Source organism: Pseudomonas sp. R3.Fl, from assembly GCF_023516765.1.
GTDB lineage: Bacteria > Pseudomonadota > Gammaproteobacteria > Pseudomonadales > Pseudomonadaceae > Pseudomonas > Pseudomonas citronellolis.
In genome coordinates this window covers 6,055,774-6,071,267 of record NZ_JAMGSO010000001.1, presented here as the reverse complement: position 1 = coordinate 6,071,267, position 15,494 = coordinate 6,055,774, and the positions used below count along the sequence as shown (strand labels likewise).

Genomic DNA, 15,494 nt, shown 5'->3' with positions numbered 1-15,494 from the left:
AGCGCACCATGAACGTGATCGCGATCATTTCGACGAAGGGCGGAGTCGGCAAGACCACCATCGCGGCCAACCTGGGAGCATTCATTGCCGACGCCGGCCGACGTGTGCTGCTGATCGACCTGGATGTACAGCCCACCTTGTCGTCCTACTACTCACTCAGCCATCGCGCCAGCAGCGGCATCTACGAGCTGCTGGCATTCAACGAGCAGCCCCTGGCGGAGCTGGTGTCGCACACCACGATCTCAGGCCTGGATGTGGTGCTGTCGAACGACGAGCACCAGCAACTGGGAACCCTGCTCCTGCATGCCGCCGATGGGCGCCTGCGCCTGCGCAATCTGCTGCCGTTGTTCCGCCCCCACTACGACCTGGTGCTAATCGACACTCAGGGCGCGCGCAGCGTCCTACTGGAAATGGCCATGCTGGCGGCGGATATTGCGGTGTCCCCTGTCACTCCGGAAATTCTGGCCGCACGCGAGCTGCAGCGCGGGACACTGCAATTGGTCGACGCAATCGCGCCGTACCGCTACCTGGGCATCCAGCCACCGCCGGTGCATCTGCTAATCAATCGCGTACCAGCCGTTTCCTCGAGTGCCCGTCTGGTGCAGCAAACGCTGCGCCTCATTTTCCGCGAGCACAGCGAGATCCGGGTGCTACGCACCGAAGTCCCTGCCATCGAGGCGGTCCCGCGCGCGGCCACAGCGGGGCAACCGGTACACCGGGTCGAATACCGCCGCCCGTCCGGACGCCAGGCACCGGCAGCCCTGGAAACCATGCGTGCCCTCGCCAGCGAACTCTGCCCGCAATGGCAGGAGCAGTTCGCTCGAGTGACCGGCCGGGCCGATGGGAGACAATCCCATGAGCGCACATGAATTCTGCCGCGGCCACAAACGGCTGCTGCCGCTGATCGAATTCGCCCTGAGCGAAGGCTGGCAGGTCAGCCGGACGAGTGGTGGTCACCTGAAGTTCACCAAGGAGGGCTTGCAGCCGATTTTCACCAGTTCAACGGCCAGCGACTATCGGTCCAGCCGCAACGCATGGGCACGCCTACGCCGCGCGAGTCACAACCTGCTCGGAGGTGGTCCGAATGGCTGACCTCACTCCCGAGGAGATGGCCGACAAACTGCTGGCCGAAGGGTTCTCGCGCAACGGCCCCGTTGCGAAGGCCCTCAGCGAGCCTATCATCGAGACACCGATGGTCGTGACGCTGGACGAGTTGTTCCCGTACGAGCTTGACCCACGAATCACTCGCAACCCGCGTTACGACGAGATCAAGGCGTCGATCCGCGAACGAGGTCTCGATGCGCCTCCGTCGATCACCCGACGACCTGGCGCGGATCACTACATCATCCGCAACGGCGGCAACACTCGGCTGGCAATCCTGCGTGAGCTGTGGTCCGAAACGAAGGATGAACGCTTCTTCCGCATTCCTTGCCTGTTCCGCCCATGGCCCGCACGTGGTGAGATCATCGCGCTGACCGGGCATTTAGCGGAGAGCGAGCTGCATGGCAGCCTGACATTCATCGAGCGCGCGCTCGGCGTCGAGAAGGCCCGCGAACTGTACGAACAGGAAAGCGGCAAACCGCTGTCACAATCAGAACTGGCTCGCCGCCTCAGCAGCGATGGCTATCCGGTCCAGCAATCACATATCAGCAGGATGCAAGACACGGTCCGCTATCTGCTGCCGGTCATTCCCAACGTGTTGTACAACGGGCTGGGGCGCCACCAAGTCGAGCGACTGGCCGTACTGCGCAAAGCGGCGGAGTTGTCCTGGCAGCGACGCGCCGCCGGGAAGTCGCTGAGCATCGACTTCGAGACGCTGTTCAACGATGTCCTCGCTCCCTTCGACGCACAGCCAGAAGCGTTTTCCGTGGCACGGGCCAGGGATGAACTCATCGGTCAGATGGCTGGCGTCCTTGACGCCGACTACAACCTTCTGGAGCTGGAGATCGACAGCACCGAGCACCGCCAACGCGTCATGACCAGTCCTCCATTGATGCAGAGTAACCCGGAGCCTGATGTTGACAGAACCAACATCAGAACCGCACCGAAGCCTCAGCCGGAGCCAACACTAGCAGCACCGTCGGACGGTGACGGCACTACGCAGCTCCCTACCACAGCCTCCGCTACGCCGGCCCCGCCGCCTTCGTCACCATCTGGGCAGGAACAGCCACCAAGCCCTCCTCCGGAAAGCGACGCTCCGGCGCGCGTGCAGCAACATATTGTCTCCCCCGCCGCCACGACGGAGCGCTTGCAGGCGATCCAGCAACTGGTGGCCGAGCAGACCGGCGCCCCGTTGCCGCTGTTCGCAGACACGGTGCTACAGGCGATTCCCGTGCAGGTCGGCGGCCTGTTTCCGATCTCAGACATCTGGTACATCGAGCCTGGGCTCGACTCTCCAGACCGCCTACGCATCCACATCGCGCAATTCGCGCAGGAAATTGCCGAGGAAGCCGAGCTAACCGATTGCGTCGAACCTCTCGACACCGGCATCGGCTTCAGTTGCAAGGCACTCCAACCTGCTGCGGCAACCTCCCCATTCGCTCATAGTGTGCTCACGTTGCTGCATGCGCTGAGCGTCGTCCACTACGACGTCGAGCAGGACGATCAGCACCTGAGCGACAACCTCGGCGCGCTGCTGCTCGGCTCCGAACTCAGCGATGCGGAAGCGCCTCCGCGCCTGAGCGACAACGGTTTGGTGAAATTTTTCCGTCTTGTGAGACTGGCGCGTCGACTGCTCGATCTGGAAACCAATCCAGGCGAGACCGACAACTGAACCAGCCGGAGGCATCCATGTCGGCACCTCATCCGCTGAATCAAGCCGTCGTCACCCAAGCTCTGCACGACCTGCGCAACGGTCAATTGCGCCGTTGCTTGTCCATGGGATTTAGCGAACGCGAGCTGGACGTATTGAAGCAGCCTGCGCTGGTCAGCCTGCTCGCGAACGCGCAGGTCCCGTGGTGCTCGGTGAAGGTGAATACGGATGTCCTGTGGCGCCTGGTCGGACAGGTGAATGACATCGAACAGGAGATCGCCACCGTCGATCGCATGCTGAAGCTTGGGGCCAGCACTGAGATGATCAGCAAGTTCTATGGCCTCACGCATCAAGAGGTCGCACTACGCCGCGACATCATCGGCCTGCCCAAGCGCAAGGGCCGACATCCTGTACTGAGCGAAGCACAGGAGATGACGCTGTGGAAGAACTGGAAGGCCGGCATCGACGAGCGCGGTGTCGCGCTGAACGACGACAGCGCAATGCTCGCCTTGACCATGGATCTCGCCGAAGCCCTGTCATTGCCCATGTCGGTGATCTGGGCCGCGATACGCAGCTGGATCGACCAGGGATTGGTGTGACCTATGGTGCCGCCAAGCCCCCCTTCGGCAGGCCCCACCCCGCTTTCAACGTTGCTCGATGAAGCCCTGCAGCATCTGCTACCTGCCGGCGGCACCGCCGGCGACGGTTTCCTGTTCAGCGGCAATCGCCATGAAAGTGTGCCCCGCGTGCTGTTTCTCGACCGGCGCCTGACGCCGCTGGAGCGTAATACCTGGCAGGTGTTCCGGCTCATGCTCAACGAAGACGGCGTGACCGCCTTTCCCACCTACGACCAGTTGCGCCCCTACCTCGCATCGACGCCCTGCGAGGGGCAGGCATCCCATGAGACCGTGGCCCGGGCACTGACGCTGCTGCGCCTGACTCGCTGGCTCAGCCTCGTGCGCCGTCGGCGCGACCCGAAGAGTGGACGCCTCAGGGGCAATCTCTACGTGCTGCACGACGAACCGCTAACGCCCTTTGAGGCCATGCAGCTTGACCCGGAGTATCTCGGGCTGGTCAGCCACGCGCTTACCCACGCCAGCAAGGCCATTCAGAGGGTTGGCTATCATGCTATCCAGGAGCTCGGCGAAGACCCGATGCTCTGCGGTCGCTCACTGCCGACACGCATCCAGGTACTGGCACAGCGTATGGCCCAAGGTGACACTCCCGACGACGAAAGCTACCTACAGAAGACGCAGTCCGTCCACGAATCCGAAGAAGGTGCCAGCGCCCTTCTTCGGAATCGTGAAACGCCGTCTTTGGATTCCGAAGTAAGTGCGCAAGCTAACAAAACTGCCGCTCTTCGGAATCCGAAGTGGGACCGTACTGAAGTACTGAGTACTCGTATTAAAAATCCAGTACGTACAGTACCGCGTGCGCGAGAACTTCAGGATCTGCGACTGCCCGCACGCTTCCTTACGCTGAAAGACGAGCAGCAGGCCGGCGCGCTGGCCGCGCTGCAGCAGGTTGAAGCTGATCAGCGACAGGCTGTGCTCGACGAATGGGATGTACGTTGTCGTGACAGCCGAGTACGGAAGCCTGCCGGTTATCTGTTCGGCGTGATTCAAAAAGCCATCCGTGGCGAATTCAAAGCGTGGGCCACACAGGAACAGAATCACGTCACCGTTCCGCCACCCGCAACGGCTTCTCGTCCTGCGGACCCCGAAGTCGTCAAGGCGCATCTGGCCACCCTCCATGCCCTGCTCAACCGACACGGAAGCGAGTCATAGCGCAGTGGACTTCCAGAGCGCTATCCCCCGGGGATAACCAAAACAGACAGCCCTCCGGTCAGCAAACCCGGCTGGCATCGGGTTCGGTTTGTTGACTGACCGCCTTCCGCCCTCATCCCAAGCTGGCGACTCGTGTCCTCCACCACGAGTCGTCTTCATGGCCAACGAAGAAAAACCACTGCTGCTCAATCTCGGAGCGCTGCGCAGCTCAATGGCATTGACGCTGCACACGCACCACGCCTCGCGCATCTGGCACGGTCGCGCAGCCAGCGAAGGAAAGCCCGGCATCGTCGGCCTCAACGGTTTCATCGCGATCGCCAACAAGATCAAACGGGGCGCTGAGCAGGACGACCCGTACAGCGATTGGTGGATGTTGCGCATCGAGGAGAAGCTGACGCAGACCAAAGACACGCTGCAGGTGTTGCGTGAGCAGGTCGACCAGGCCCTGGCCGATGTGCCATCCGCCCTGAGCCTTGGCGAAAACATGAATGTGCAGCCGGTGAAGCTGCCCTTGTTCGTAAACGCGCAGCTTGGCTTTCTCGCGGTGTATCTGCTGGCCGACTACGACGACCTGGCGCGCAAGTTGATCCTCGCGCACCACACCGCACTCATCGACCGCAACACCCTAGAACGCTGGCTTAACGAGGGTGCCCACGCCTTGCGCAGCCTGTTCAGCCTGGCCCAGCAATATCGATTCTCCGGCTGCACCCGAGACGACTTCGCGGCGAAAAATGCCGCCGCCCGAGCGGCGATCGAGAAATTCGGCGAGCTGCCGCAGGACGTGCTCGAAGGCATCCGTCGCTCTCGCTATGCCCCCCCCATCGTCCGGCGTTCGGCACTGGCGACCTCTGCTGGAGTTACCGCAGGCGATGACGATTTGCCGGCTGAAAGTACTGATGAGCCGGCGACTGAGGCGCACGACAGCGGAGATGCGCCAGCATGACGAACACCTCGGCATCTGCGGCAGTCCGCCGCTTTATCCCCCTGGAACAGGCTGACTTCCAGAGTCTGGAACAGGCAGCCTCTCTAAAAGGCCTTTTGCGTCCCTTTCCTTTTAAGGGTAAGGGGGCGCTGATTGAGTGGGCCAGCCAGTGCCACGCGCTACGTGACGAGCTGATCGCGCTGGCGCAGCGGCGCGTGCTGGCGCAGGCCAACGCCTACCCCTTCCGCTTGTTGCCCGTACAACTGGCCCAGCAAACGACTGGCGCAGGAACCGTGTTTCTACGCTGGCGCAAGCCCAACCGCTCGGCAATGGGGGTAGCGTTGTGGCAGGAACTGATCGCCAGCCGCTCGACACCCGACGCACTGATTGATGATCTCCACGCGATGGAAGTCCAGCGCATCGTCCTCAACATGCAGATCAGCCTGCTGCACACGCTGGGCCGCCAAGCCCAGGAATGCGCCAGCAAGGTGGCTCTGGCCGAATCGATATACCTGCGACGGATCCACGGACACGCCGCGCCTCTCCACACCACCCATCTCGAGGAAACACCATGAGCACTCACTACGTTGGCGAGGGCAATATCGGCTCTGCGCCGGAATACCGGGAATTTGCTAACGGCAACGACGAGCCCAACCGCCTTCTGCGCCTGAATGTCTATTTCGACAACCCCGTTCCCAAGAAGGATGGTAGCTTCGAGGACCGCGGCGGCTTCTGGGCACCTGTGGAACTGTGGCACCGAGATGCCGAGCATTGGCAGTCGCTGTATCAGAAAGGCATGCGGGTGCTGGTGGAGGGGCGTACTGTCCGCGATGCATGGGAGGATGCCGAAGAGAATGAGCGGGTGACCTTCAAGATCGAGGCCCGACGTGTTGGGATTCTGCCTTATAGGCTGGAGTCAGTAGTACTGAGCCCAAAACAGGCGACTGAAACAGGTTCTGCCAACGAGTCGCAGATCTAAGCATTCAGTGGAACTATCCCCCGGGGATAGTTCCACTGATGTCCATCGAGTTCCAGCGCTCTCTGAACGATATTACTGGTCATAAGGCACTCCTGCCTGAAAGTCCCACATCCTTGGATGCCTTGGCCTACATTCACTAGTCAGCAGCACCGGGCACGATTTCGCCCCCTACAACCAAGCCCCATTCGGAAGGACCACTCACTGGTCCTCCCATCACTTGACCAACCAGGACTCGACGGTATCGTTACCGTATTCGGTCTTCCATGTCTTCAGCACTTTGTGGTTCCCCCCCTTGGTTTCCACAGTTTCACCGGTGTGAGGGTTCTTGTAGACCTTCACGACACGCGCCTTGCGCCGGGCATCGACCTTGTGGCTGCCCTTACGGCCAATAGCGCCAGCTGCCGGATCCAGGATCCCAATGATATCTTTCAGGTTTTTTCCATAAGTGCTCATCAGCTTCTTTAGCTTTTCTTCGAACTCGATTTCCTTCTTCAGGCTCGAGTCGTTCTTGAGCGACTCCAGGTATGCAAGCTGCTCGGCAAGAGCCTTTTCGGCGGCACGAAACTCTGCCAGACGGGACATATTGGACTCCTATTATTAGGTAGAGGGAAAACAAAATTATTATAAGACAGCCAACCTAATGGCAGCCAGAGTAAAAGCAAGAGATAACCATATAAAATATAAAGATACTCATGCAATCCAACATAACGAGTTGAGACCTCTCTCCTCGTCAATGAGCGCATGTGTGTTGGCATGGCAATCGGAGTTGGACTTTTCATAACGGCGCAAGCTTCGACCAAGATCCTTTGACCCCTGCACTCGCCAACCGAGCTACTCGCCATTCTCTCTACTGAAAGCGGGCTCACTGTCTCCGCCTAGTTTGCTGCTCCGTACACCACACCCGGGAACCCTGGCAGTCATTCCATGATCGCCAGCGACCTGGAGAACTTATGCGTGTGTTCCTGTGCGAGAAGCCCTCCCAAGGTAAGGACATCGCCCGCGTGTTAGGCGCCAGGCAACGCGGAGCTGGGTGCTATAGCGGCACCGGACTCATCGTCACCTGGTGCATCGGCCACCTGGTCGAGGCGGTTCCGCCAGAAGGCTACGGTGAGCAGTACAAACACTGGAGGCTCGACCAACTCCCCATCATCCCTGAGCAATGGCGTGTCGAGCCCAAGCCGGCAACCGCCGCGCAGTTCAAGATCGTCAGACAGTTCCTCGCCAAGGCCTCCGAACTGGTAATCGCCACGGACGCAGACCGTGAGGGCGAGATGATCGCCCGCGAGCTCATCGAGCTATGTGGCTACCGCGGTCCCATCCAGCGGCTGTGGTTGTCAGCCCTCAACGATGCCTCCATCCGCAAGGCGCTGAGTACGCTCAAGCCAGCAAACGAAACGCTACCGCTGTACCACTCTGCGCTCGCCCGCGCCCGGGCGGACTGGCTGATCGGCATGAATCTGAGCCGACTGTTCACCCTGCTCGGTCGGCAAGTCGGATATGACGGTGTGCTGTCGGTTGGTCGGGTGCAGACACCAACGCTAAAGCTGGTGGTGGATCGCGACCGTGAGATCGCGTGCTTTGTCTCCGTCCCCTTCTGGGCAATCGATGTCGAGCTGTCCCATGGCGGAAAGAGCTTCATCGCGACCTGGACGCCTCCCAATAGCACGGTGGACAAAGCCGGCCGCTGCCTGCAGCCGACAACGGCACAACAGGCCTACGAGCGCCTTCGCACAACTGGCAGTGCGACCGTCGAGTCGGCCGAGACGGAGCGCGTACGCGAAGGTCCACCGCTGCCGTTCGACCTCGGGACGCTTCAGGAGGTGTGCTCCAAGCAGTTGGGGCTGGGTGTCCAGGAGACACTGGATATCGCGCAGGCCCTGTACGAAACGCACAAGGCAACGACCTACCCTCGCTCAGATTCAGGCCACCTGCCCGAAAACATGCTCTCTGAAGCGCCAGCGGTTCTTGCAGCCCTGCTCACCACCGATCCCTGTCTGCAATCAGTGCTCAGCTGCCTGGACAGGACACAGAAATCTCGCGCCTGGGACGACAACAAGGTAACCGCTCACCACGGCATCATTCCGACGCAGGAGCCCACCAATCTGTCAGCCATGAGCGAAATGGAGCTCGCGGTCTACCGCCTGATCCGCGGGCATTACCTCGCGCAGTTTCTGCCGCACCACGAGTTCGATCGCACAGAGGTACGGCTGGTCTGTGCTGGGCAACAGCTGACTGCCGTTGGTAAACAGGTTGCCGTAATGGGTTGGCGCGAAGCGCTGGCAATGCCCCCAGAAGAGGACGCGCAGACCGAGGAAACGGCACAGCCTCAAGTGCTGCCGCCTTTGCATGCTGGCACTTCTTGCCAGGTCAACAAGGTCGACCTGAAGAGCTTGAAGACACAGCCGCCCAAGCCCTATACCCAGGGTGAACTGGTCAAGACCATGAAGAGCGTCGCCAAGTTCGTCACCGATCCGCGCCTGAAGCAGAAGCTCAAGGAGACTGCGGGTATAGGCACCGAGGCGACGCGTGCCAGCATCATCAACGGCCTGCTCGGGCGTGGTTACCTGCTGAAGAAAAGTCGTGCCGTGCGCGCATCCGGTGCCGCCTTCACGCTCATCGATGCAGTACCTGCGGCGATTGCTGATCCTGGCACTACAGCACTCTGGGAGCAGGCGCTGGATATGATCGAAACCGGGCAGATGACGCTGGAGAGCTTTATCTCCAGACAGGCCTCATGGGTGAGGCAACTGGTCCAGCAGTACCGCAACAGCACGTTGGCCATCCTGCTACCCAAAGCCCCCACTTGTCCCCAATGCAAGGCACCGATGCGCCAACGCACCGGCAAGAATGGCGCGTTCTGGTCATGCAGTCGCTACCCAGACTGCAAGGGTTCCCGCCCCATCGAGCAGCCGACAGCCGGACAAGGCTCGCCACGTACGAAGGTCACGCGCTAAGACTTCCTGAGCCCCTCTGTCGTGCCAGTATTCGGTACTGCGGCAGACGTCCCGCCGGCCCGGTGGGACCTCCCAAGCACACCTTCCCTTCCGCAATGGTGTGCCCCCGCCAGCCTGCAGCTGTCTCTGTGCGGTGCGAAGGTCACTCCTCCGAGAATCGCGGAACGCCCCTTCAGCTGATCAGTCTCTTCCGTTGCCCGCGATGGGTCCCCTGGCACCTTGCCGAATTACCAGCGAGTTGCCAGGAGACCCATCCGGGTCGAACGGTAATCAGTGCCGGCGCCTACCGGCGAAACAACGGGTTCCTTTTGTGCGCGGATGCGTGCCGAAGGGTATCGGCCCCAGCCACGACACGGGCCGAGTGCGATTGCTGCGACAACGGATGGCTTTGACGACAGCCAGACCGTTCAACCAGCCCACTGTGGCGACTTCCTCAAACGCCGGAGGCACAGCCTTCGGCGGCCTTCTCCTGCCGCTCACGCAACCAATTGAAGGCGCAGCCCAGTGACCGACAGGAACCGGACACGCCCACCTTCCGATAATTCCACGACACGCCAGACCAGGTTCCCCAGTCTTGCCGCAGGTATCGCTGCTCGTCAGCGTCCCCGGCAACCAAGGTCTTCAAGGTTGCGCTACGTCCCGTAGTGACCACAGCCGTCCGCCCGCATCGCCTTTGCGGACATACGCCAGCCCTCGGCGTCGATGCCGCCTCAATCATCCGCAGCGCCCTCGCGCTGCCCCACGGGCCTCTTCTTTCACGCCCCTTCGGGCCCTCAAGCAGGAGCTATGCCATGAGTACGATTCGTCTCAAGACCAACCAGCATCAGTTTATCGCCAACCTGCGACATGCCTTCACCCCGGCCTCCATGCTGGGTGAGCTGCTGCAGAACGCTCGCCGGGCCAAGGCTCAGCACATCGAGGTCATCGTCGACAACAACACGCTCATCGTGCGCGACGACGGTACCGGCATTGCCGACCTGCAAACCCTGATCTTCATCGCCGAGTCCGGTTGGGACCAAGAGCTGAAAGAGCGGGAGAACGCATTCGGCCTCGGTGTCCTGTCGACCCTCTACTTCGCCGAATACCTGTCGGTACATTCGCGCGACCAGGCCTTCCGCGCAGCCACTGCAGCCATCATCCACGGCGATGCCATCGAGGTTCATCCCGCCATACCGCGCCTCGGTAGTGAAATACAGCTGGAGGGCGTGCAATCACCGCAGGCTACGCTCACCTTGTCGCAATGGGCAGCGGCACAGCTAGAGCGTCTATGCGAGGCATTCCCCGTGCCCATCTCGTTCAACGGTGTCGACCTTCCTCGACCCTTGGCCGACCCCACCTTGCCCTGGCTTGAAACAGCCGTGGGTAAGGTTCTACTCAACCTCGACACCCCTCCGTCACGGTGGCGCTGCTTCCTTCAGGGGCTCCCCCTTGGCGGCCGTTACTCGACCGATCCCAGGCAGCAGGTCGTACTGTTGCGCGATGACATGATCGCTCGCCTGCCCGATCGCCAGCACCTGCTCAACGAAGAGACGGACAATCGGCGGATACGGGACGCCATCAACGCCGCCTACCGGCAGGCACTGTTCGAAGCCAAGGAGCAACTGTCGGGCAGCGACTTCGTGTCGTCGTATGCCGAGACCTGCCTGTCATCCTCGAATGCGGACCTGCTGAATGACGTCCCCTTCGTGCCCCGTGCATGGTTCCGCAACTGGGAGGGCGAGCCACCTGGCTATCGTCGCTTCTGGGACCATCATCCGCTGAGTGGGATCGTGACCCGCCTGGAGCTGGAGGAGAAAGGCGTCTGGTCCATCGAGAGCGATGGCCGCGAGGAGTGGGCAGCGGAAAGCTACCTCGCCGCGCGGCAAGCCTTCCTGCTGGAAGAACCTCGTCTCGATGAACAGCACTGGCTGCGGCAGGTACGCCGAACCACCACATCTGATCAGGTGTGCGTCCACCATGGCGCCATACTCTATCGCGAGGACACGCCTCCTTTGGCCGAGGCCCTCGAACTGGTCCTGGTCGAAGCGCTGAACGTCAGCTTGAAAGGTGAGCCAGGCCAGTACCCGGTGAAGGTACTCCGCCAGGACGATACGCTCTACCTGACACCGAGCGCCGACTGCGTGACGCCACTCGTATCCGACTACATCTTCGATGATCGATACGACGAGGATGCCGAAGTGGAGGATGACGAGACGCTGTCGACCTTCATCGCCGTAGGCTGCTCACAGGTGCCCAGTGAAGTCGTAAAAGCACTACTACCTCGCGCGCTGCGCTTCGCCTCCCAGCCCAAGCTCGCCAAGGCAGTAGTTCGACTGGTCTTCGATAGCGAAGGGAAACTGCTGGAGGTGAAACCCTGACCGCGGCAATGAACGCTCCTTCGGGAGCGTTCTCTTTTCTCGTAGTCCCCCATGCCTGCTTCGTTCAATAGGAATCCCACTGGACTCCGCCGATCGACACGATCCGCCGATAACAAGGCGACCTGCATCACACCGCCCCAACCGTTCCGCTTGCCCCCTCGGATAAGAGTGCAATGAGTGCCGTGTCTCGTCCGAGCAGCCAGCCCCCCCGTCAACGAGCGCAACATCAATCCTGCAATGTCGATGCAAGAGGTCGTTGCGGAAAAATCCCCCCCACCTGGCGTTCCCACAAACGACGGTAGGCACCGTTCGGCCGAGCCAGTAACGCCTCATGGCTGCCATCCTCGATTATCCGGCCATTCTCGAAAAACAAGATGCGGTCCAACTGCGCAACGGTGGACAGTCGGTGCGCCACGACGATCACGGTCTTGCCGCGCATCACCTCGGTGAGGGTCTGCTGGATGGCCTTCTCGGTGACCGAGTCGAGGGCCGAGGTGGCTTCGTCCATGATCAGGATCGGCGCGTTCTTGACGATCACCCGGGCAATGGCGATGCGTTGCCGCTGGCCACCGGACAAACGTACCCCGCGCTCGCCTACCAGCGAGTGGTAGCCCTGCTCCATTCGCTCGATGAAGTCATGGGCATGGGCTTTGCGCGCCGCCGCCTCGACCTCGGCTTCGGACGCCTCCGGCTTGCCGTAGCGGATGTTCTCCAGCAGGCTGCGGTGGAACAACCCCGGCTCCTGGGGAATCAGGCTGATCTGCGAATGCAGCGATTGCTGGGTGAAGTGGCGGATGTCCTCGCCGTCGATACTGATGCTGCCGTGCTGCGGCTCGTACAGGCGCATCAGCAAGTTGAGCAGGGTCGACTTGCCGGACCCCGAGTAGCCGACCAGACCGACGCGCTGGCCCGGTTCTATCTCCAGGTCGAGGTTGTGGAATAGGGGCCGTTCGGGCTGGTAGCCGAAGGTCACGTCGCGCAGGACGATGCGCCCTTGGGTCACACGGATCGCCCGTGCCTGGCGGGTGTCGGTGATTTCATGGGGCACGACGATGGTCCGCACGCCGTTCTCGATGTTGCCGATGTATTCGAACAGGTCGAGGAAGCGCCGGCTGATGTTGCGGGCCTCGGAGATCACCACGAAGGACAGCGTGGTGCTCATCACGAATTCCGGCACGCCAATCCGGCCTTGCTGCCAGAGCCACAATGCAAAACCGAGCAGTCCCACTTTCAGCACCAGCGAAGCCGCCAGCTGGAACAGCACGATCTTCTCGTTGAAGCCGAACGAACGGCGCGCCGCATCCACCTCGCGGCCGAGGAAGCGCTGCAGGTGCGCACGTTCGTAGCCCAGGCGGGCGAACAGTCGTACCGCCGTCAGGTTGCTCACTGCGTCCACCACCCGGCCGGTTGTTTCACTGCGGGCGGCAGAGAAAGCCCGGGAGTATTGCTGGCAATGGCGCGCCAGCCAGTAGGAGCAGGCTACGAACAGCACCGACCAGGCCAGCGTGAACAGTGCCAGCAGACTGCTGGCGGTCGTGAGAATGACGACCGCCACGCTCATGGTGACTATCACCGGCAACACATCGAAGATCAGCGCCCACAGAGTCATGTTCACGCCCATGGACGTTTCCGAGATGCGGTTAGCCAGCGAGCCGGCAAAGTTGCTGCCTATATAGCGCTGCGAATGGTGTTGCAGGTAAGCGAACAACTGCGCGGTGACACGGGTACGTTGCAGTGGCGCCACATATACCCGGGCGAAGCCGGCGATGCGACCGAACACCAACTCCCCCACGTTCAGTGCGACAAAAAGCGTCAGCGGCGGCCACACCGCCGAAAGCAGGCGAGCCCCGCCCGAGTCATGGTTGATGGCCCCCACCACCTGTCCCAGCGCCAGCGAAACGCTGACGCCGCAGGCTGAAGACAGCACCTGCAAGGTCACGATCATCAGGTACCAGAGAAGGAAATGACGGGCAAACTGCAAGGTGAAGCGAAACGGGCTGGAAGCCAGCTCGGGGGGATGGGCATCGAAATCTGAGCAGGGGGTGATCATGGCGGTCCTGGTGCGGGCGACGACGGGAAAAGGTTCAAGAGGACGCGCGGGGCCGTTGCCGGAGCGGCCCCGCGCGCCGGCTCATAGCGCCCTGACGGGTGGGAAGTCGCGGGTCTTGTAGGTGTCGTCGCCGGGACGGTAGCGCACCGTGCCGGCCAGGTGGCTCTGCTGGCCGACGAGAAGTACACCGCTGACCTCGGTAGGCTCGCCAGCGAGACGCCGCGCCTCCTGCTCGCGCATGCGCTCGAGCCCCAGGTCGAGCTGCTTGCCGAACCACAGGGTCAGGTAGGAATGGTCGATGTAGACGTTCTCGGTGATCGCATGCAAGAGCACGCTGAGCCCCTGGCGGGCCTCAAGGATCCAGTACACGTAGCGCTCGAAGTCCTCCTTGAGGAGGGCAAAGCGGAACATCGGCGAAGGATGCAGGCCATTGGCCTGATCCAGCCAGCGGTAATCCCAGATCTTGAAGCGGTCCTGCAGTTCCTCGTTCAAACGCTCGGCGATATGCCGGGTCTCCTCGGAAAAATAGATATGGCTGTGCCAGGCGACGATCTCATCGATCTGCGCCGGCACGTCGGGAACAGGGGGCAACAGTGCAGCTTGGGTCATGGCTAGGCCTCGTTCAGGGTAACGGGTGTGGGAAGGGAAACGCCCTTGCTGCGCAGCAGCCGGGCGGGGTTGTCGAAGAAGATCGCCCGACGTTCAGCGACATCCAGCTCGGCATGGAGCAGGTTGCCGATCACCGCAGCAGTGTCGGCGAGCGGCGCGTAGTCGGTACCGAACACCAGGTAGCGGGAACCGATCAGGCGGGCCACTTGGCTGATCGCCCCGCTGCCGCTGCCGGCCGCTCCCGTGTCGAAGCTCAGCTGCTCGAGGCGCCGGGCCACGTCGGTGTTGTCGTAGCGCTGCGGCGCGGCGAGGAACTGTTCGAGCAGGTTGGCGAAGATGCCTGATCCGCCAAGCATGGCGACCTGCACGGTGAGGTCCGGATAGTCGTCGAGCACGTCGGTGTACAGCAGGGTGAAGACGGCATTCGCGAATACCACCGCGGTGGCCAACGCCGAACGGATCCCCGGCAGGTCCGGATCGGCGGGCAGTGGAGGTTGTCCGGGCACGCTGGCATGGGCCAGGCCCGTGTGCAGGTAGAGGTGCGAACGTTGACGCTGCCCCTCCTCCAGCAACGGGCGCAAGTGCAATGCGGCCTGTCGTGAGGCGAACGCGCCCACCGGCAGCACCGCGCCGATCAGGCCCAGTTCCTGGTGAGCCCGAGCCAGCTCCCGCACCGACCAGGCGATGTCGGACGTCGACAGCGCGGCCAGCGCAGAAAAGCGCCGCGGGTGGGCACGCAGCAACTGCCCGAGATCATCGTTGTAAGCCTGCCACAGACCCAGCAGTTCGCCAGGAGCGGATAGCGGATCGAGCCCAAGGGTGGTCGGCCAGGACAGCAACTGATGGACAATGCCCACCGTTTCCAGGTGCGCCAGGCGCAGTTCCAGATCGAACCACTGGGGGCCGAGTTCGAAGCGCTCCGGCAACCCGTCCTGTACGCCCCGCAGCAGCACCGGCCGCCCCTCGGCTACACCGTCCATTCGTACGCCCGTGCGCCGCCCGCCGAGCAGACGCACCGTCGAGGGCGCGAACCAGTGACTGTGCAGATCAATCTTGGGCAGAGCCCACTCATCACTCATGGTAG

14 protein-coding genes are annotated in these 15,494 nt (G+C 61.9%); 10 read left to right on the top strand and 4 right to left on the bottom strand.

From position 1 onward, the window contains the following. Positions 1-8: 8 nt before the first annotated feature. The 8 genes from M8R19_RS26915 (at position 9) to M8R19_RS26880 (ending at position 6,440) form a co-directional block, all read left to right on the top strand. Positions 9-869, top strand: coding sequence for a ParA family protein (locus tag M8R19_RS26915; RefSeq protein WP_249919394.1), 861 nt, complete (start codon positions 9-11; stop codon positions 867-869). After that, positions 856-1,092, top strand: a complete 237-nt coding sequence (locus tag M8R19_RS26910; RefSeq protein ID WP_249919393.1) for a type II toxin-antitoxin system HicA family toxin — start codon at positions 856-858, stop codon at positions 1,090-1,092. Before M8R19_RS26915 ends, M8R19_RS26910 begins: the two co-directional genes overlap by 14 nt. Then, positions 1,085-2,773, top strand: a complete 1,689-nt coding sequence (locus M8R19_RS26905) for a ParB family protein (protein WP_249919392.1) — start codon at positions 1,085-1,087, stop codon at positions 2,771-2,773. The genes M8R19_RS26910 and M8R19_RS26905 overlap by 8 nt, the downstream gene beginning before the upstream one ends. Before the next feature lie 17 nt (positions 2,774-2,790). After that, on the top strand, positions 2,791-3,351 hold the full coding sequence (locus tag M8R19_RS26900; RefSeq protein ID WP_249919391.1) for a DUF2857 domain-containing protein: 561 nt from the start codon (positions 2,791-2,793) through the stop codon (positions 3,349-3,351). Positions 3,352-3,354: 3 nt separating this feature from the next. Further along, entirely contained in the window at positions 3,355-4,539 is a 1,185-nt protein-coding gene (locus M8R19_RS26895; protein WP_249919390.1) for an STY4528 family pathogenicity island replication protein, read from the top strand. A 157-nt stretch (positions 4,540-4,696) separates the two neighbouring features. Next, complete coding sequence (locus tag M8R19_RS26890) at positions 4,697-5,482, top strand: PFL_4669 family integrating conjugative element protein (RefSeq protein WP_249919389.1); 786 nt, start codon at positions 4,697-4,699, stop codon at positions 5,480-5,482. Beyond that, positions 5,479-6,036 (top strand): DUF3158 family protein, encoded by a 558-nt coding sequence (locus M8R19_RS26885; RefSeq protein ID WP_249919388.1) that lies wholly within the window; start codon positions 5,479-5,481, stop codon positions 6,034-6,036. Before M8R19_RS26890 ends, M8R19_RS26885 begins: the two co-directional genes overlap by 4 nt. Next, the gene (locus tag M8R19_RS26880) at positions 6,033-6,440 is read left to right on the top strand and encodes a single-stranded DNA-binding protein (protein ID WP_249919387.1); all 408 of its coding nucleotides are present in this window, start codon (positions 6,033-6,035) and stop codon (positions 6,438-6,440) included. Before M8R19_RS26885 ends, M8R19_RS26880 begins: the two co-directional genes overlap by 4 nt. Positions 6,441-6,653: 213 nt before the next feature. Here M8R19_RS26880 and M8R19_RS26875 read toward each other — a convergent pair whose 3' ends face one another. Next, entirely contained in the window at positions 6,654-7,022 is a 369-nt protein-coding gene (locus M8R19_RS26875; RefSeq protein ID WP_249919386.1) for a histone-like nucleoid-structuring protein, MvaT/MvaU family, read from the bottom strand. Between the two features lie 368 nt (positions 7,023-7,390). Here M8R19_RS26875 and M8R19_RS26870 point away from each other — a divergent pair, with 368 nt between their 5' ends. After that, positions 7,391-9,394, top strand: a complete 2,004-nt coding sequence (locus M8R19_RS26870) for a DNA topoisomerase III (protein WP_249919385.1) — start codon at positions 7,391-7,393, stop codon at positions 9,392-9,394. A gap of 791 nt (positions 9,395-10,185) precedes the next feature. Further along, positions 10,186-11,751 carry an ATP-binding protein gene (locus M8R19_RS26865; RefSeq protein ID WP_249919384.1) on the top strand — a complete coding sequence of 522 codons (1,566 nt, stop codon included), beginning with the start codon at positions 10,186-10,188 and terminating at the stop codon, positions 11,749-11,751. Positions 11,752-11,977: 226 nt separating this feature from the next. Here M8R19_RS26865 and M8R19_RS26860 read toward each other — a convergent pair whose 3' ends face one another. From M8R19_RS26860 to M8R19_RS26850, 3 genes are all read right to left on the bottom strand, one after another. Then, on the bottom strand, positions 11,978-13,801 hold the full coding sequence (locus tag M8R19_RS26860) for an ABC transporter ATP-binding protein (protein ID WP_249919383.1): 1,824 nt from the start codon (positions 13,799-13,801) through the stop codon (positions 11,978-11,980). Positions 13,802-13,882: 81 nt separating this feature from the next. After that, a complete protein-coding gene (locus M8R19_RS26855; RefSeq protein WP_069865587.1) occupies positions 13,883-14,410 on the bottom strand; it encodes a DOPA 4,5-dioxygenase family protein in 528 nt (175 codons plus the stop codon). A gap of 2 nt (positions 14,411-14,412) precedes the next feature. Next, complete coding sequence (locus M8R19_RS26850) at positions 14,413-15,489, bottom strand: amidohydrolase family protein (RefSeq protein WP_249919382.1); 1,077 nt, start codon at positions 15,487-15,489, stop codon at positions 14,413-14,415. Between the last annotated feature and the right edge of the window lie 5 nt (positions 15,490-15,494).